General features: G+C 38.3%; 18 protein-coding genes. 12 read left to right on the top strand and 6 right to left on the bottom strand.

Features of this window, described 5'->3' with window-relative positions:
- The first annotated feature begins 19 nt into the window (after positions 1 to 19).
- Positions 20 to 940 carry a TIM barrel protein gene (locus AAC037_RS00335; protein WP_339900773.1) on the top strand — a complete coding sequence of 307 codons (921 nt, stop codon included), beginning with the start codon at positions 20 to 22 and terminating at the stop codon, positions 938 to 940.
- Between the two features lie 79 nt (positions 941 to 1,019).
- Here the strand turns inward: AAC037_RS00335 and AAC037_RS00330 are convergent, their stop codons facing one another.
- Entirely contained in the window at positions 1,020 to 1,493 is a 474-nt protein-coding gene (locus AAC037_RS00330; RefSeq protein ID WP_303613205.1) for a YcxB family protein, read from the bottom strand.
- Positions 1,494 to 1,840: 347 nt separating this feature from the next.
- On the opposite strand from AAC037_RS00330, the gene AAC037_RS00325 reads away from it, so the two are divergent.
- Positions 1,841 to 2,062 (top strand): hypothetical protein, encoded by a 222-nt coding sequence (locus tag AAC037_RS00325; RefSeq protein ID WP_339900771.1) that lies wholly within the window; start codon positions 1,841 to 1,843, stop codon positions 2,060 to 2,062.
- 1 nt (position 2,063) lies between these two features.
- On the opposite strand, the gene AAC037_RS00320 is transcribed toward AAC037_RS00325, so the two are convergent.
- Complete coding sequence (locus AAC037_RS00320; RefSeq protein ID WP_339900767.1) at positions 2,064 to 2,480, bottom strand: transcriptional repressor; 417 nt, start codon at positions 2,478 to 2,480, stop codon at positions 2,064 to 2,066.
- Between the two features lie 120 nt (positions 2,481 to 2,600).
- Positions 2,601 to 4,376 carry a sodium:solute symporter family protein gene (locus AAC037_RS00315; protein ID WP_339900766.1) on the bottom strand — a complete coding sequence of 592 codons (1,776 nt, stop codon included), beginning with the start codon at positions 4,374 to 4,376 and terminating at the stop codon, positions 2,601 to 2,603.
- Positions 4,377 to 4,661: 285 nt separating this feature from the next.
- On the opposite strand from AAC037_RS00315, the gene AAC037_RS00310 reads away from it, so the two are divergent.
- The 8 genes from AAC037_RS00310 (at position 4,662) to AAC037_RS00275 (ending at position 13,191) form a co-directional block, all read left to right on the top strand.
- Positions 4,662 to 5,732, top strand: a complete 1,071-nt coding sequence (locus tag AAC037_RS00310; protein ID WP_339900764.1) for an aminoglycoside phosphotransferase family protein — start codon at positions 4,662 to 4,664, stop codon at positions 5,730 to 5,732.
- An 18-nt stretch (positions 5,733 to 5,750) separates the two neighbouring features.
- On the top strand, positions 5,751 to 7,838 hold the full coding sequence (gene recG / locus AAC037_RS00305; protein ID WP_339900762.1) for an ATP-dependent DNA helicase RecG: 2,088 nt from the start codon (positions 5,751 to 5,753) through the stop codon (positions 7,836 to 7,838).
- Between the two features lie 86 nt (positions 7,839 to 7,924).
- A complete protein-coding gene (locus tag AAC037_RS00300; RefSeq protein ID WP_339900761.1) occupies positions 7,925 to 8,761 on the top strand; it encodes an OmpA family protein in 837 nt (278 codons plus the stop codon).
- A 10-nt stretch (positions 8,762 to 8,771) separates the two neighbouring features.
- The gene (locus AAC037_RS00295) at positions 8,772 to 9,428 is read left to right on the top strand and encodes a pseudouridine synthase (protein WP_339900760.1); all 657 of its coding nucleotides are present in this window, start codon (positions 8,772 to 8,774) and stop codon (positions 9,426 to 9,428) included.
- 76 nt (positions 9,429 to 9,504) lie between these two features.
- A complete protein-coding gene (locus tag AAC037_RS00290; protein ID WP_339900758.1) occupies positions 9,505 to 10,476 on the top strand; it encodes a MoxR family ATPase in 972 nt (323 codons plus the stop codon).
- Positions 10,477 to 10,508: 32 nt separating this feature from the next.
- Positions 10,509 to 11,549 carry a histidine kinase gene (locus tag AAC037_RS00285; RefSeq protein WP_339900756.1) on the top strand — a complete coding sequence of 347 codons (1,041 nt, stop codon included), beginning with the start codon at positions 10,509 to 10,511 and terminating at the stop codon, positions 11,547 to 11,549.
- 23 nt (positions 11,550 to 11,572) lie between these two features.
- Positions 11,573 to 12,307, top strand: a complete 735-nt coding sequence (locus AAC037_RS00280; RefSeq protein WP_339900755.1) for a LytTR family DNA-binding domain-containing protein — start codon at positions 11,573 to 11,575, stop codon at positions 12,305 to 12,307.
- Positions 12,308 to 12,435: 128 nt separating this feature from the next.
- Positions 12,436 to 13,191 (top strand): response regulator, encoded by a 756-nt coding sequence (locus tag AAC037_RS00275; RefSeq protein WP_339900754.1) that lies wholly within the window; start codon positions 12,436 to 12,438, stop codon positions 13,189 to 13,191.
- A 52-nt stretch (positions 13,192 to 13,243) separates the two neighbouring features.
- Here the strand turns inward: AAC037_RS00275 and AAC037_RS00270 are convergent, their stop codons facing one another.
- The gene (locus AAC037_RS00270; RefSeq protein WP_339900753.1) at positions 13,244 to 14,605 is read right to left on the bottom strand and encodes a PhoH family protein; all 1,362 of its coding nucleotides are present in this window, start codon (positions 14,603 to 14,605) and stop codon (positions 13,244 to 13,246) included.
- Positions 14,606 to 14,976: 371 nt separating this feature from the next.
- Between AAC037_RS00270 and AAC037_RS00265 the strand changes: the two genes are divergently transcribed.
- Entirely contained in the window at positions 14,977 to 15,447 is a 471-nt protein-coding gene (locus AAC037_RS00265; RefSeq protein WP_339900752.1) for a nucleoside triphosphate pyrophosphohydrolase family protein, read from the top strand.
- Positions 15,448 to 15,918: 471 nt separating this feature from the next.
- On the opposite strand, the gene AAC037_RS00260 is transcribed toward AAC037_RS00265, so the two are convergent.
- Both AAC037_RS00260 and AAC037_RS00255 read right to left on the bottom strand, forming a co-directional pair.
- Positions 15,919 to 16,743 carry a helix-turn-helix domain-containing protein gene (locus tag AAC037_RS00260; RefSeq protein WP_339900750.1) on the bottom strand — a complete coding sequence of 275 codons (825 nt, stop codon included), beginning with the start codon at positions 16,741 to 16,743 and terminating at the stop codon, positions 15,919 to 15,921.
- A gap of 210 nt (positions 16,744 to 16,953) precedes the next feature.
- Positions 16,954 to 17,208 carry an addiction module protein gene (locus tag AAC037_RS00255; protein WP_339900749.1) on the bottom strand — a complete coding sequence of 85 codons (255 nt, stop codon included), beginning with the start codon at positions 17,206 to 17,208 and terminating at the stop codon, positions 16,954 to 16,956.
- Positions 17,209 to 17,473: 265 nt separating this feature from the next.
- On the opposite strand from AAC037_RS00255, the gene AAC037_RS00250 reads away from it, so the two are divergent.
- Positions 17,474 to 18,022 carry a transposase gene (locus AAC037_RS00250; RefSeq protein WP_339900748.1) on the top strand — a complete coding sequence of 183 codons (549 nt, stop codon included), beginning with the start codon at positions 17,474 to 17,476 and terminating at the stop codon, positions 18,020 to 18,022.
- Positions 18,023 to 18,061: the final 39 nt, after the last annotated feature.

Genomic DNA, 18,061 nt, shown 5'->3' with positions numbered 1-18,061 from the left:
AATTGCAGTAACTAATACCATGGAAAGAAGAAAATTCATTCGAAACGTATCCTTAGGAACAGCCGCAGCAGGAATGGTGGGTGTAGGCGCTAACCAGACGGTTCAAGCTGCCTCCCCAAAGGCAGACGCTACATTCAATTTGGACTATGCACCTCACTTTGGTATGTTTAAAAATCTGGCAGGAGATGACCTGCTAGACCAAATAACCTACATGCATGAGCGAGGCTTTAGAAGCCTTGAAGACAATGGCATGATGAAAAGGACACCTGCCATGCAGGAAAAAATTGGCAATCATTTGGCAAAACTGGGGATGACCATGGGCGTTTTTGTCTTGAATAAAGGAGGCAATGGTGCCAATACATTGGCCGCAGGCAAGCAGGAACATGTAGATATATTTCTTGACGGTTGTAAAAAAGCCGTAGAAGTAGCCAAAAGGGTCAATGCAAAATGGACCACAGTAGTTCCTGGTAATTTTCAAAGAAATTTACCACTAGACATCCAAAATGCCAATGTCATAGAAGCACTTAGAAAAGGTGCTGAAATCCTAGAGCCTCATGGCTTAACGATGGTACTTGAGCCACTAAGTGACAACCCGGACCTGTACCTAAGGTACTCCCCACAAACCTATCTCGTTTGTAAAGGAGTGGACAGTCCTAGTTGTAAGATTCTATATGATATTTACCATCAACAAAAAAACGAGGGACACCTAATTACCTTGATGGAAATGTGTTGGGATGAAATTGCCTACATCCAAATTGGTGACAATCCGGGCAGAAAAGAGCCCGGTACGGGAGAAATCAACTTCCAAAATGTCTTCAAATACATTTACGAAAAAGGATACAAAGGTGTGTGTGGCATGGAGCATGGTAATTTCGGCTCAGGAAAAGAGGGTGAAGAAGCAGTAATCCAAGCCTACCGAAAAGCAGACAGCTTTCTATAAGGTTTATTCAAAGAATGCAAAAAGGGCAGGTAATGATTATACCTGCCCTTTTTTTATTGTTTGACGAAGTTTTGAACCTTTAAGCCAAATACCCTTTTCGTTTCAATATTGTTTCTACAAATTTGACTTCATTCTGTGTATTGAAAATCTTGAAAGGAAGATGAATAAACTGTGCTTTTGACAAAACAAGAATATAAGCATCATCTTTAATTTGAGCATCCTTTACCATTTCCCATTTAATTGGCATTCCTTGCTTACTATTGATTTTCATCAAGATCTGCCTGCTATCAATTTCATAGGAAAGCTTTTCAAACATCACCTTGTTTTGCTCCATTTGTGTAACCCCTGCAAATTGTATTACCCAAAAAAGCCAATACAATACATAGGCCAAGATAGCCATGCTGATCCACCACCAAGAAGGGATCCAAAAATAGCCGCAAGCGATGGCAATAGCGATCAAAACTACCCACCATTGCTCTTTTAAAATATTCATCAACCCTTGTTTGATATAGGTGCCTGTTTCCAGTTTATATTTCTTTGTCTTTACGATCATTTTAAAATATTCATTTTGCTGGGCAAATATCTTACCTTATCCATTAGATAGCAAGTTTATTGGGTATCCCTTTTCACTTTTTTACACTTTTTCGATCCAATTCCAAGGGTGTAAGAAGCGAGGTGCATACTTTTAGCAATTCCCAATCGAGGAGTTGAAGAATAATTACCTGAGTTCTACTTAAAATTTCCAACTTAGACACTCTTGCCTTTGTCATTCTCAAGAAACAAATAGCTTGATCACTATTTTATTACCCAGAGCACCGTTAAATCTTGGATTAATCTACTGGATCGTATGTTGATATATTCAAATTATTATTGTATCTTAAACATCAAACCTTCAATATGATGAATAGCCTGGTGATAGATTTGATTTTATGTGGCATAGCCTACGTAGTATTGATTTACTTCGTGGCCACGCTAACTAAGTCAAAAATTCAACGAAACAGGAAAAATAATGATGATGATGGCGATGGAGGTGTAGAAACCAACACACCACCTGTGATTGATTTACCCCCGGGCATTGTGTGGCCTTCCGATGAGAAAGATAAAACACCCGTGCATTATTAATTTATTTGCACTTATTACAAGTCCCTTGGATTAAGAGGCTCATTTCTTTGGGATTATACCCCTTAGGCAAAGAGATTTTAGGCAAGGAAATATCCTCTAAACAGCTCGTATTCCCACATTTTTCACACTTGAAATGGACATGCTCATGGTCATGATGTGCTTCATCTGCGCCATGGTTGCACAAGGCATATTTTGCCGCACCGGTATCGTCCAGGACCTTGTGAACAAGGTCATTTTCTAAAAAGGTCTTTAGCGTCCTATAAATGGTAACCCTATCAAAATTATCCTTTAACGCCTCTTCGAGATCACCGTGAGACAAGGCAATCTTTCTAACTAGAAATGTATTGAGCACCTCTCTTCTACAGCTCGTTACCCTTAGTTTATTGTTTTTTAATATTTCAGCCGTTTCATTAGCCATAAGATTTATTTTGGTAGCTGCAAATATCCAACTGTTATTAGGATTTTCCAACTAATTCATGGGAAGAAAGATCTTTCTACCTTTCTTCCCATGATTTCAATTTTATAATTTCATTATGTTTTATCTCATTTTTTTCCAGCCTTTAAACACAAGAACACCACCGGCAATCGCTATCACAGAAGCAATAATAGCAGGTAATACTTCTCCATAAATCCAGAAACCTACACCGAATAAGGCCGAATAAACCATAATTGAAGCGATTAGCATCAAACCAATCTCCATAGGCAATTGACCAAATTCTTCTTTTACATCAGGGTATTTAGCCAATAGTTTTTTCCAGCCATGAGATGCAGGCCTAACCTTCTTGTAGAAGGCAAGCAATACTTCGTCGTCCTCAGGCTTGGTCAATAAGGTAACTGCCACCCAGGTAATGGTGGTAATGGAAACACCCAGTAGTAATTTAAGGTAGGCCATGTCATCAGGAATCGGATAAAAGCCCAATTTATTGTGTATGGATTCAAAATAGATGGCTACAATAAAGGATACAATCATCGCAGAAATCTCAGTATAGGCATTGATTCTCCACCAAAACCACCTAAGAATAAATATTAATCCGGTTCCTGCTCCAATTTGTAACAAGATATTAAAGGCCTCTAATGCATTTGAAAGTACAGTTGCCAATAACGCGGCAAGTACCATTAATCCCACCGTTGAAATTCTACCTACGGCAACTAATTCCTTATCTGTAGCATCCGGCTTAACAAACCGGGAATAAAAATCATTTACAACGTAAGAGGAACCCCAATTAAGGTGGGTAGATAGTGTAGACATTACAGCTGCAATAAGGGAAGCAAGTACAATTCCAATAAGTCCTTTTGGAAGAAAGGTAAGCATGGCAGAATAAGCCAAATCATCTCCCAGTTTACTTTCTTCAATATTTGGGAAGGCTGCTTGCATGTCACTCAACTGAGGAAATATAATAAGCGAAGCCAATGCTATAATTATCCAGGGCCATGGACGAATGGCATAATGGGTAACATTAAATAACAAGGTGGCACCAATGGCATTCTTTTCATCTTTGGCAGACAACATCCTTTGTGCGATGTATCCTCCACCTCCCGGCTCAGCTCCAGGGTACCAAGTGGCCCACCACTGAATAGCCAAAGGCATAATAAATAGAGGGATAAGTAAATTCCAATCGCTAAAATCAGGTATGATATTTAGCTTATCTGAAACATTTGGGTGGGTTAGCAAAGCATCCAAGCTTCCGATTTCGGGTAAGCTTACAATATATATAGCTGCGCCAAAAGCTCCGGCCATGGCAATGAAAAATTGAAAAAAGTCTGTAAGCAATACTCCTTTCAAACCTCCCAATGAACTATAAAACACCGTTACTACAGAAACAATCAATAGCGTTTCCCAGGAACTAAGGCCAAGCATGACCCCAAAGATCTTAATTGCTGCCAAAGAAACCGTGGCCATGATTACAACATTGAAAAAGACACCCAAGTAAAGGGCTCGGAAGGCCCTTAAAAATGCAGCACCTTTCCCGCCATACCTCAATTCATAAAACTCCAGATCGGTGGTTACCTCCGACCGTCTCCAAAGTTTGGCATAGACAAATACTGTTAACATACCTGTCAACAAGAAAGCCCACCAAACCCAGTTGCCGGACACGCCATTTTTTCTTACGATATCCGTTACTAAGTTTGGCGTATCTGCAGAAAAAGTGGTGGCCACCATACTGACACCCAAAAGCCACCATGGCATGTTTCTTCCGGAAAGGAAGAATTCTTTAGCGTTCTTACCTGCTGTTTTAGAGGCAAATACCCCTATTAACATTGAGATAACAAAAAATGAAATAATTATTGCCCAATCAAGGATTGAAATATTCATGGTGACTTATTTATGGTATATTTTTTCTACAAATGATGATGAAGTAATAATTTTAATCTCCCAAGTAAGAAGAAAATTTTTCTAAATAAATAAAACTTTTTCAATTATTTTAATTAATTCCTTTAAATATTTGTGGAACTAAGTCTGAGCACTCATTTTAAAGTGTTTGCAATCTCTTCAAAAGTAAATATAAACTCTTTCAATAACATATATTTAAAAGTATCGTAAATTTACTATTTGAAAGTGTCAAAATAATTAACCTTATAGGGTTTTTGAATTATAACTATGAAAGAAACAATATTAGATGCCTTAAAATCTGCTTACGCATTAGACGAAGGCCAAATGGTAGCCAATAGATTCGGTTCGGGTCACATTCATAAGACATATAAAGTGGATGGCCCCAACAAATCCTATATTTTACAAGAATTTAATGACACAGTTTTTAAGTACCCTGAGCGAATTTCAAATAATCTCGGATATCTCTTAGATAATTTTGACCCGGCTAAGCTCCCTTTTGTTTTGCCCTTGCCTATTCCTAACCGCAAAGGGGAATTATTTACAACCTTAGACGGGGGACAATACCGCCTTTTTCCCTTTGTAACCGGGCTAACCAGAGATGACATTGAAGAAAAAGAACAAGCTGAAATTGCTGCGGAAGCTTTTGCTTACTTTGTCAAAATATTCTCCAAAACAGACCCCGGCAAACTCCAAGATACCATACAAGATTTCCATAACCTGGAATGGAGGTATGAACAATTTGATCAAGCCTTAAAAAATCCTACCATTGAAATCGACAAGGAGACAGAGGAAATGATCGCCTATTATGAGGCCCAAAAGGAGTTATTGAAGCAGTTTAGAATTTACCGTGATCAGCTGCCACTTAGAGCTACGCACAATGACACCAAAATCAACAATCTGATCTTTAGTGAAGACCTAAAGAAGGTCAATGCAGTAATTGATCTGGACACCATCATGGCCGGTTTTGTATTTTATGATTTTGGAGACCTTGCCCGTACAGTGGCGTGTACCAGAGATGAGTCCTCCTTAGATTGGGGAAACATTCATGTTGATATGGTTAAATATAAGGGCTTACTCGAAGGCTTTTACACCGTATTGGCAGGCCATATTACGAATAAAGAAATGGACTCGATTCCCTTTGGAGCTGAAATGATGACCCTTATCATGGGACTTCGTTTTTTAACGGACCATTTGATGGGCAATGTGTACTATCAGGTAACCTATAAAGAACAAAATCTTCATCGTGCCAAAAACCAAGCGGAGTTGCTAACCGCGTTTATCGAGAAAAGGCCGGAAATCAAGGCACTTGAATCTGAGCTGAAAAAAAAGTTTCTGTGAAGTATTAAATAGTTAGATTTGTCCGGATTCTTTGATACTAAAATCGAATACCTGAAAGGTGTTGGCCCTCAAAAAGCAGCACTTATCAATAAAGAGTTGGATATTTTCACCTTTGGTGAAATGCTACAACATTACCCCTTCAGGTATGAAGACCGGACCAAATATTATAAAATAGCAGACATCCGATCAGACCTACAGCAAGTGCAACTTGTGGGAACCGTTTCTTCTTTAGAAATTATCGGTGATGGAAGAAAAAAGAGACTTGTGGCTCAATTTAGGGATGAAACAGGCCTTATAGAATTGACTTGGTTTAAAGGCATACAGTGGGTAAGTAAAAGACTGGTCAAAGGTGTTCCTATGGTTGTCTTTGGCAAACCACAACAATTTGGTAGAAAAATCAGCATTGCACATCCTGAAATCGAACCCCTTACCCATAAGCAAGAAAAAGAGGCAAGCTTCCAACCGGTTTATCCCACCACAGAAAAACTAAGAAGTAGGTACCTAGACAGTAAAGGCATTTCCAAAATCATAGAAACCTTATTGCCTTTGGTTCTGCCCAAGATTCCTGAAACCCTTCCACTTTCACTTTGCCAATCCTTGCGCTTGGAAAGAAAGCCGGTAGCTCTCAAGGAAATTCACTTTCCCTCTGGCCAACAAGCATTAAAAATAGCCCTTTACCGATTGAAGTTTGAGGAGTTTTTTTTCTTGCAACTGCGTTTATTGAAAATGAACCTGGCCAGAACCGAGAAATTCAGAGGAAAGGTTTTGGACAAAACAGGTTTGCTCACCAAGTTTTACAAAGAATTTCTTCCTTTTGACCTTACCAACGCCCAGAAAAGGGTAATTAAGGAAATTTACAGCAACCTAAAATCCGGGCTTCAAATGAACAGGTTGGTCCAGGGCGATGTAGGCTCAGGAAAAACCATTGTCGCTTTTATCTGTCTATTAGTAGCTGTCGATTCAGGCTACCAAACCTGCCTGATGGCTCCAACAGAAATCTTAGCTACCCAGCACTATGAGGGCTTAAAAGATTTTTCGGAACAAATGGGCTTGAAGATTGCCTTGCTTACCGGGTCTACTAATAAGAAAAACAGGGCAATCATTCATGAAGCTTCGGGTGAATTGAACCTATTGGTGGGCACCCATGCACTGTTAGAGGATGTGGTGGTCTTCAAGCAATTAGGCCTGGCCATTATTGATGAGCAACATCGATTTGGCGTGGCACAAAGAGCGAAATTATGGGGCAAGAACAGTGATTTCTATCCCCATGTACTGGTAATGACTGCTACACCCATCCCCAGAACCCTGGCCATGACAGTGTATGGAGACCTGGACATTTCTGTGATTGATGAATTGCCCGCAGGCAGAAAGGCCATACAGACGGTTCACAGATATGACAAAGACCGGCTCAAAGTTTTTGGCTTCTTGAAAAAAGAAATCGCCAAGGGTCGACAGGTTTATATTGTATATCCTTTGATTGAAGATTCTGAAAAAAGCGACCTGAAAAGCCTAATGGATGGCTATGAAAGTATTTGTAGGGCTTTCCCCGAAATGCCTGTTGGTATATTGCATGGCAATATGAAACCTGCTGATAAGGAGTTTGAGATGAACCGGTTTGTCAAAGACGAAACAAAAATAATGGTAGCAACTACGGTCATAGAAGTAGGAGTAAACGTTCCAAACGCTTCGGTTATGGTGATCGAAAATGCAGAAAGGTTTGGTTTGTCCCAACTGCATCAATTGCGAGGAAGGGTAGGGAGAGGCTCAGACCAATCTTACTGTATATTAATGAGTAAATATGAACTAAGTAAAGACAGTAGGGTAAGACTGGACACCATGGTTAGGACCAACGATGGATTTGAGATTGCTGATGTAGACCTGAGGCTTCGTGGCCCCGGGGATTTGGCCGGCACCCAACAATCGGGAATTACAGATTTAAAGATTGCAGACATTGGAAAAGACAGCGAGATTTTGGTCCAAGCCAGGGCTTCAGCACAATCGATTCTGGAGAAAGACCCTCACCTTAAGGAGTTAGAAAATAAACCCATCGCTGATCAATTGTCTAGACTCAGAAAGAACGAAATGAATTGGAGCAGGATTTCCTGAACTATTTGTGCAAAAATGCCAAATTTCGAAGAGAAGCCATTAAATTGGTATGTTTTTCGTTACAGATTACTTAAAACAAGACAATTATGTGGAACAAGATTATTTTTCGAAGTATCGTATTGATCCTACCATTGTGGTATGCATGCGTACCGCAGAAGAAATACAACGAAGTAAACATAAGGAATGCAGAAATGATGCGTTCTTTAAGAACGACGGAAAACAAGCTGGACAGCACCAACAATAGCCTTGAAGCCTTTGTTAAAAAGGCCGATAAGCTGGAAGAAGACTTGGAGGCTTCTAATAGAAAAAACGAAGCACTAGAAGCCAAACTTGAAAGGGCCATTGCAACTTCTTCTTCTGTGCAGCAAGAGCTGACTGCAAAGGAACAAAGGATGCTGGAACAACAAGAAAGGCTTGACCTGTTGCAAAACCTGCTGGACGAACAAAGAGCGATTATGGAAGGTTTAAAAACAACCATTGATAAAGCCTTGGTTCAATACCGATCTGATGAACTTCAAGTCTATGAACAAGATGGAAAATTGTATGTTTCCTTACAAGACAAGTTATTATTTCCTTCAGGAAGTGCCACTGTAAATAAAGAGGGAAAAGAAGCTTTGAGCAAATTAGCAGCAGTGATAAGCAACAGTCCGGACATTCAAATATTGGTAGAAGGGCACACTGACAATGTACCAATCAGGGGTAGATTTGAGGACAATTGGGCATTAAGTACAGCCAGAGCAACGGCCATTGTTCGTGTTTTAACCAATGCATATGATGTACAGCCAGAACGAGTAACAGCAGCTGGAAGGAGTTTTTATTACCCCAAAGCATCCAATGAAACTCCTGAGGGAAGGGCAAAAAACCGGAGGACAGAAATTATTCTTACCCCTCAATTAAACGAATTATTTCAATTGCTGAGGTAAGCCAAATCATATGTCATTTAGTTATTATATCATTTATAAGCCTTTTGGCGTTTTGAGTCAATTTAGTGGTGAAGGAAACACGCTGGGCTTACTTGGAGATTTCCCTTCCGACGTCTACCCTGTAGGAAGGTTAGACAAAGACAGTGAAGGCTTACTCATTTTAACCAATGACAAACAACTCAATCACTTATTACTTGACCCTACTTATTTGCATGAAAGAACTTATTGGGTGCAGGTAGAAGGAGAAATCACAGACAAGGCTGTGCGAGACCTGGAGCAAGGGGTAATCATAACTGTGAATAAAAAACCCCATAAAACCTTAAAAGCCAAGGCAAAATTAATTCAAGACATTGAACAGCTGTTACCGGAAAGGAACCCTCCTATTCGTTATAGAAAAAATGTTCCTGACTCTTGGGTAGCTATAAGCCTTAAGGAAGGTAAAAATAGACAGGTAAGGAAAATGACTGCAGCCGTAGGCTTTCCAACACTCCGTTTGGTCAGATGGTCAGTAGAAAATTTAACGATTGAAGGATTTGAAGTAGGGGAAGTTAGGTCTTTTGATCAAAAATCCATTTATTCTTCTTTAGGGATTTCCGGTAAACCACATTCCGGAGAGCACTATAAAAGTACCAATAGTAGAAAAATGAAAAAGAAGAAAAGGTTCTAAATTGTGATAAAGAATGTTTTATTCTAATTTAGGCTTCTTATAGGCAAAATATCAATAGAAATTTCAAATATCCATTATGCATCAGGAGAAGATTCAGGAAGTTATAAACGAAGTAAAAAAGATAGTAGTTGGTCAGGAAAAGATGGTCAACAGACTCTTAATAGGCTTGTTTACCAACGGACACATTTTATTAGAAGGGGTCCCGGGCCTTGCCAAAACCCTGACAGTTAACACACTTTCGAAAGTGCTTCATCTGGATTTTAAGCGTATTCAATTTACCCCAGACCTGTTACCTGCTGACTTGATAGGTACCATGATCTACAATCAATTGAACGCCAATTTTGAAGTAAAAAAGGGTCCGATATTTTCTAATATAATCTTAGCTGATGAGATTAACAGATCTCCTGCGAAAGTGCAATCTGCTTTGCTCGAAGCGATGCAGGAAAAACAAGTTACCATTGGTGAAAACACCTTTTCCCTTGACAAGCCTTTTTTGGTTTTGGCCACCCAAAACCCTGTAGACCAAGAAGGAACTTACCCATTACCAGAAGCGCAGGTAGATAGGTTTATGATGAAGGTAAATATAGAATACCCTTCGAAAGCGGATGAATTGGAGGTAATGCGAAGAATGACCAATTCAAAATTCATTTCAGAGGTACAACCCATTTTAAACAAAGAGGAAATTTTCGATATAAGAACCGCCATCAATGAAGTTCAAATTGCAGAGGCATTAGAGAATTACATCATTGAGATTGTCTTTTCCACCAGATACCCTGAAAAATACGGCATGCATGAAGAGGCAAAATACATACAATTCGGTGCATCTCCCAGAGCATCCATAAATCTTAACCTAGCGGCCAAAGCCAATGCTTTTATGCAAGGAAGAGACTATGTTTTGCCTGAAGACATCAAGGAGGTGGCAGAAGATGTGCTGAATCACAGGATAATCCTAAACTATGAAGCAGAGGCTGACAATGTAAGCACCCGTGATTTGATTAATAAAATTCTTGACAAAATACCTTTGAACAAATCGGCCTCAATACAGTAAACACATATCCGCCGGAGGAAGTAGGGACTTGAATGAATAAAAACAAGCTATATTGGTTGTTACAAATTTTTGGTTGGCTGAGCTTTGCTTTGGTCAACCTGTTTTTTGCATCCATGGCTCGGGGGATCACCCCTATTCAAATTGGCGCGTATTTTTCTTTGGCAATAATCTATTTTGCTTCTACCCATTTTTTTCGGCACCAAATCAAACACAATAGTTGGCTTGAATTTCCCACCACTAAGCTGATAAGTCATGTACTGACGGCTGTTTTGATCTTGAGCTTAATGAATACTTTTTCTCAAATCCTGATCAACTGGGTATTTGGCACTTTACATTATCCTCAAGATTTTAGGCCCTTGGTCTTGATGGTTAACCTTTTTACCAGCTTTCTTTATTATTCTTTATGGTCATTGCTTTATTTTCTATTTTATTTCCTGGACAATTACAATTCCAGCCTGCAATACCAAGCAAGAATCAATGAAATCAAATTGATCCATCTACGCAATCAGTTAAATCCACACTTTATCTTTAATGCATTGAACAGTGTTCGTGCCTTAGTGGATGAGGATCCAATCAAAGCAAAATCTGCAATTACCCAACTGTCCAATATTTTAAGGTATTCTTTGGTAGTAGACAAGCACAAGACCATCCCTTTGTCTGAAGAGATGAAGACAGTAAAAGACTACCTAAACCTTGAATCTATACGTTTTGAGGAGCGGTTAAAAGTGATTTATGATGTAGAACCCAAAACCAATCAATACCGCATTCCACCAATGATGCTACAGACCATCGTTGAAAATGCCATCAAACATGGTATTTCAAATTTGATGAAAGGCGGGATTATAGAAGTCAAGTGTACTGTGGGCTTACTAGATGATTTATACATTTGGGTTAGAAACAGTGGTCAATTAAAACCATCAGGGACACCCAAGAAAAAAGGCGAGGGCCACGGCATCGCCAACACCATTCAACGGTTAAAACTTATTTTTGGAAACAAGGCCTCATTCAAAATTTTCAATTATGGAAATGAATTTGTGGTTACAGAAATAAAAATACCAAAACAAAAAGGTTAAATTTAGGTTAAAATATAAATAGTATGCGTGTATTAGTAGTAGATGATGAAAGATTGGCTAGAAAAGAGCTTATCAGTTTGCTTGGTCAAAATGACAATATAGAGATTCTTGGAGAGGCACCGAATGTGGATGAAGCCAAGGAAAAAATTGAATCCCTACAACCTGATGTTGTGTTTTTGGATATTCAGATGCCTGAAAAAACAGGTTTTGACCTACTGGAGGAATTAGATTTTGTTCCTTTGGTTGTATTCATAACCGCGTATGATGAATTTGCCCTGCAGGCATTTCAAGTAAACGCATTAGATTATTTGCTAAAGCCAATTGAACCGGATAGATTAACTGAAACACTTAAAAAGCTTGAGAAAAAACTTGAAGAATTAAAGAAAGAAGAAGCCCAAGAGGTTGATTTACCTAAGGACAAACTCTCTTTAAACGATCAGGTTTTCGTCAAAGATGGAGACAAATGTTGGTTTGTAAAATTGGCAAACGTGAGGTTATTTGAATCTGATGGCAACTATATCAAAGTCTATTTTGAGAAAAACAAGCCAATGATTCATAAATCACTCAATGCACTAGACGAGCGACTGGATGAAAAATCTTTCTTTAGAGCAAGCAGAAAACATATTATTAACTTAAGTTGGGTAGAAAGTATTGAACCATGGTTTAATGGAGGTCTGGTAGTGACCTTAAAAGGGGGCGAACGAATTGAAGTGAGTAGAAGACAGGCAGCAAGATTTAAGGATCTGATGAGTTTATAATCATTTTAATAAAAAATATTGAAATCAAATGGTCAGTTAATTGGTTGTTCTGTGCATTTATATGTATTTTATTTGTAAATTTCGTTGGAGTGTTAATTTTTAGATTTTTCAATTAAAACAGTATAGAAATGAAAGAAGAACGAATACTGATCGTTGAGGACGATGTAAATATTTCTGAAAACATTGAAGAAATATTACAACTTTTAGGTTATGTAAATATTGATATCGCCAATTCTGCAAACCAAGCCATCAAAGTAGTAAAGAAGTACCGGCCTGACATGGTATTTATGGATATCAAGTTGAAAGGGGACAAGGATGGTATTGAATTGGGAGAAATAATACAGCAAATGGTGGATGCACCAATTGTATATGTAACCTCTTATAGCGATCCTGCCATTATAGAAAGAGCAAAAAGAACGCACCCTGCTGGGTTTATCGTCAAACCTTTTAATAGCAATGACATCCACGCCATGGTTGAAATTGTGCTATATAACCAAAGGACAAGGCCGGCTTTATCTGACAGTGGTTCTTCAAAAATTGCAGAAAGCCCTTACCTGGTAATAGATGCAGTCTATATCAAAGCTGACAATAGTTTTGAAAGGGTAGACTATAGCGACATTTATTATGTGGAAGCAAATGGCAACATGGTGACAATATTCTCTAAAAACAGAAATTTCACCATAAGGAAATCTATGAAGGACATGGAAGAAAAACTACCTTCAAATTTGTTCTTGAGGGTACAAAAGTCCTACATTGTTCAATTGGCTCAAATAGAAAGCTTTAACACTAAAGAAATAAATTTGAGAACAGGTGATGTCGTACAAGTGGGAAGGCAGTATTACAACAGCTTTCTGGCCAAGCTCAACACCATTACTGAAAGTTAATTAAAATATTAGACATGGAATATGCAATAGTAAACCTGTTGCATATTCCCTATTAAAGCAAGTCATTGGCTAAATTGGCCAATTCAGACCTTTCCCCTTTTTCTAGTTTAATGTGTGCATATAGCGGATGTTTTCTTACCCTATCTATCAGGTAAGACAAGCCATTGCTTTGACTATCCAGATAAGGTGTATCGATCTGGAAAACATCACCGGTAAAAATTATTTTTGTATTCTCCCCCGCTCTGGTAATGATGGTTTTCACCTCATGAGGGGTTAAATTCTGGGCCTCATCCACAATAAAGAAAATATTGGACAAGCTACGTCCTCGAATATAAGCAAGTGGTTGAATGACCAATTTTTCCTGATTGATCATGTCATTAATCCTTTGGTATTCCTTATCGGTTTCTTGGTATTGGTTTTGGATAAACTTTAAATTGTCCCATAGAGGCTCCATATAGGGGTTTAATTTGGACTTGATGTCCCCAGGCAGATAACCAATGTCTTTATTGCTCAAAGGCACAATTGGTCGAGCCAAAAATATTTGTTTGTAATCTTTGCGCTGCTCCAAAGCACCGGCAAGTGCCAGCAAGGTTTTACCTGTACCTGCCACTCCCTGAATGGTCATCAGCTTTATATTGGGGTCCAATATGGCATTCAGAGCAAAGGCCTGCTCGGCATTTTTAGGACCTATATTGTAAGCTTTTGTCTTTGATATTTTTGAGAAATCATTTTGCGCTGCATGATAAAAGGCCAGGATGGAAGCATTGCTTTCCAAGCCCTTCAAAATATAAAAAGTATTGTTTTCCGGCAGGTTTTTTCTCCTTTTCCCAAAAACTTTTGCTCCCGTAAGGCTACCTTTTTCGTACAGGTCATCAATTATTTCATTGTCTAAATTGTCAATAATCCCCTTGCCGGTATTTTCTATTTCACTAATATTCTTAATCTTCCCCGTTTCATAATCCTCCGCTGCAATGTCCAAGGACTTGGCCTTCAACCTTAAGTTGATGTCCTTGCTCACCAAGATGACTTTTCTGTTGGTCTCCGTTTGCTTAAGGCTTAAGGCCGCATTTAAAATCTTATGGTCATTCTTTTCTTCGCCAAAGATCTCATTGGCATTGAGCTTATTCTCCGGGTTCATCATGATTTTAAAGGAACCCTTGTTTTTTCCATTCAAAGGTGTCCAATTTTGAATCATCTGGTCTTCGGAAAGTTTGTCTAGAAGCCGAATAAATTCCCGGGATTCAAAGTTCTTGGTATCATTCCCTTTTTTAAACTGATCCAGCTCCTCCAATACGGTAATTGGAATGACTATATCGTGTTCTTCAAAATTCATAATGGAATGGTGATCATATAAAATGACCGATGTATCGAGTACAAAAATTTTCGAGGTACTACTTGTTGCCCGTTTTGCCATAAAGCTAATTTGAAAGTAAAAGTCTCTTAATAATAATTATTTTAATTCACAATGCTTAAAAAAACAACTGCTAAAATTAACTCTTATTTAATAGATAAAGTCATTCAATTTCATAATCCCCTAATAAACTGCTGGTTAAGCCCTTGTTTATTTTCGTTAAAAATAAATGAATAAATCCTTATAGAGGGGCAGGGAAATTGACCACCTTTCCGAAGGATCATATCTGGCCGGAAAAAGGTGTAAAATGCAATTTCAGTTTTATTCAATTGAAACTCCGGAAATCAAAGTGCTTCTTTTGATTAATTAATTTGACATATACTGGTTTCATAAGCCAACATTTTTTTTCTTTGAAACCAGAAGAATAAATCACCATGAAAGATCCCAAGACTTTAACAGCAGTAGCCGATTTTCACCAGACCTTTAAGCACCCTATTTTGCCTTCACCGGTTATTCCTGATAAATCCCGCTGCAAACTTCGGGTTTCGTTAATCGCTGAAGAATTAAAGGAATTGGAAGAAGCCATTGCAAATGACGACCTAGTAGAAGTAGCCGATGCACTTTGTGATATCCAGTATGTATTGTCCGGAGCAGTATTGGAGTTTGGCTTGGCAGATCAATTCAAAAGCCTTTTTGATGAGGTTCAAAGATCCAATATGAGCAAAGCCTGTAAAAATGAAGAGGAGGCAAAAGCCACAGTTGCACATTACCAAAGTAAAGGCACCGACTGCTATTATGTTAAATCTGATGAGGTGTTTTTGGTTTATCGCAAGGAAGACAATAAAACACTAAAGTCCATTAACTACTCTCCTGCGGATTTGGCTTCTCTTTTAAAACGCCCATAAACTTTACACGCAGTAAGGACTGACTTCATTGTCCCTACCAATGGCACCTAATGGCAGTCCTATCCATCAGTGGTATCTCGTACAATTCTGGCTTAAGTTTGCCCTAAAGCCTGTGATTTTGACGGTACTATTAACTCCCATTGCAATCATTAAGGCTGTGGCCACCGGATATTATGCAAGTGCATACCACTGATTAAAAAATGTCGTTACTGGTCGAAGTTTGAGCGATAGCAGCAACTTCGTCCCAGCATCGTTCAAGTTTTCAACTTGAGTAAGACATAAAGGGCCTTTTTTTTACTAAAATATAATGGTTTTATGGGTAGGAAATAGAATTTCCATAACCTTCAAAACATTACTTCGTGGATTTTGCTATTGTAAGTCTATGTTTTGAAGGTTGAAAACTTTCTCATTTTAGGTCTAAGTTACGCGCCGCTAAACTTAGACCAGAAAAGGAATCAGGAAATGAAGCCATTATTTTTTCTCCCTAAATTCCGAAGGAGATATCCCAATTTGGTTTTTAAAGAACCTGCTAAAGGATTGAATGTCCTGAAATCCTAGCTCATAACCTATCTCTGAAACGTCCTTTTCTGTATAATACAATAACCTTCTAGCCTCCAACATAATCCTTTCCTGAATCACCTGCAAAGGCGTTTTTTTACTTAATTTTTTAAAAGTATTTGAAATGGTTTTAGGGGCTTTAAAGAGCAGTTCTGAATATTCGGCCACGCTGTGCTTTTCTCTGAAATGTGTTTCTACCAAATAGTTAAACTCCCTGAATAAATCATTTTGTTTAGGAGTAGGACTTTCGTGATACTGCTGCCTTTTAAAAATACGGGTACATAAGATAAGTATCCGCTTAAGCATCATCTGAAGCATCTCTAATTGAAGGTCATCCTTCATTTCGAACTCAAGCACGGCCATTTTCCAAGCCGTTTCGAGTATTTCCAGTTCCTTGTCGGCTGCCTTTATAATGGGTGGAGTAGCAGCTCCATAATACAAAACGCCCTTACAACTGACCTCACTGTCGTGATCCAAAATACAATAAAATTGCCGGTTGAACCTTAATAAATTGATGGTATTGATTTTCTTGAATTCCAGTTTATTGAGCTGCGACAAGCTTAATAACTCATTTTTATTGAAAGTATAAGGAATCCCATCAATTAGTAGTTTATTATTATCTGAGGTAAACCAGATCAATTTTAAAACCTCCGGCTGACTTTCTAACAGGTGTTTACAGTTAGTAGAGTCAATGGATTGAATTTCAAAATATTCGTTTTGCTTGCCTGTATATATCATCTTTGGTAAATAACCCTATCTTTTACTGTTTCTACTGGTCGAAGTTATGATTTGCTAAAATTCTTTACTGGACGAAATTTGAGCGAGAGCGGTAACTTCGTCCCATCATAACGAAAATTTTCAACTTGAGTGGGTCTAAAACATGCTAATTTTTACTAGATTAACGAGGCAGAAAAACCCATTATAAGTCTAAGTTACCGGTTTCTAAATTTAAACCAGCCGACTTTTTATCCTCTCTCTAACTTGCTCCCAAGACGAGAACTTCATTTCCCCATTTTCATATCGCTTAAGCCTGCTGTCCAGTTCCTTCGTCTGTTCGGAATTTAATTTCAAAGAACTTTCTTGTTTCGCTTTCATGACTTGAAGTTGCTCAAGGACAGACAAATCCTTAAGCTCAGTGAGCCAATGGATAAGGTCGACTTTAATTGATTGGATATCCCTACGAATCATTTTTTTATGTTCCATGAAGTTAACGATTTCATATTACATTTTAAATTACAGCAATGGATTATGAAAGTTGAAACCTTTCGTCATTTTAGGTCTAAGTTACGCTTCGCTAAACTTAGACCAGTTGGATTACTGGTCGAAGTTTGAGCGATAGCGGTAACTTCGTCCCACCATCATTCAAGTTTTCAACTTGAGTAAGGTTTAATTATTTTGATTTTTACTAAATTAAAAGCTCAGAATCTATTTTTAAAAAAATATTCAAAAATTTAGACATGTTAGTTTTATGGGCAGAAAATATGTTTTCCATGATTCCCGTGAACTGTATTTCGTAAGTTTTGCTACCGTAAATTGGATAGACGTATTTACGAGAAAGATCTATTTTGAAATTATCGTAGATTCTCTGGTCTTTTGTAGCAAAAATAAAGGCCTTGAATTGTATGCTTGGTGCATATTGCCTAGCCATGTACACCTTATCATTAGTTCCGAAAACAATAGACTTTCAGACATTATGAGGGATTTAAAGCGGCATACCTCCAAAGCTTTGTTAAAATTGATTGCCGAAAACCCAAAAGAAAGCAGGAAAGAATGGATGCTTTGGATGTTTGAAAGGGCGGGCAAAAGAAATGCTAACAATGAAAAATTTCAATTTTGGCAACAAAGTAACCACCCTATAGCACTTTTTAATGCAAAAATGCTGACGCAGCGATTGGATTACCTTCATCAAAATCCTGTAAAAGCAGGACTCGTAACAACACCTGAACATTATCAGTATAGTAGTGCCATTGACTATGCAGGAGGAAAGGGTGTTTTACCTATTATATTTGCTACCTAAATTTTGGTTATGAAAGTTGAAAACTTTCGCCATTTTAGG

It is taken from the genome of uncultured Cyclobacterium sp. (genome assembly GCF_963976465.1).
Classification (GTDB): Bacteria; Bacteroidota; Bacteroidia; order Cytophagales; family Cyclobacteriaceae; genus Cyclobacterium.
Note: the sequence above shows the minus strand (reverse complement) of the source record. Positions and strands in the feature narration are given on the sequence as shown.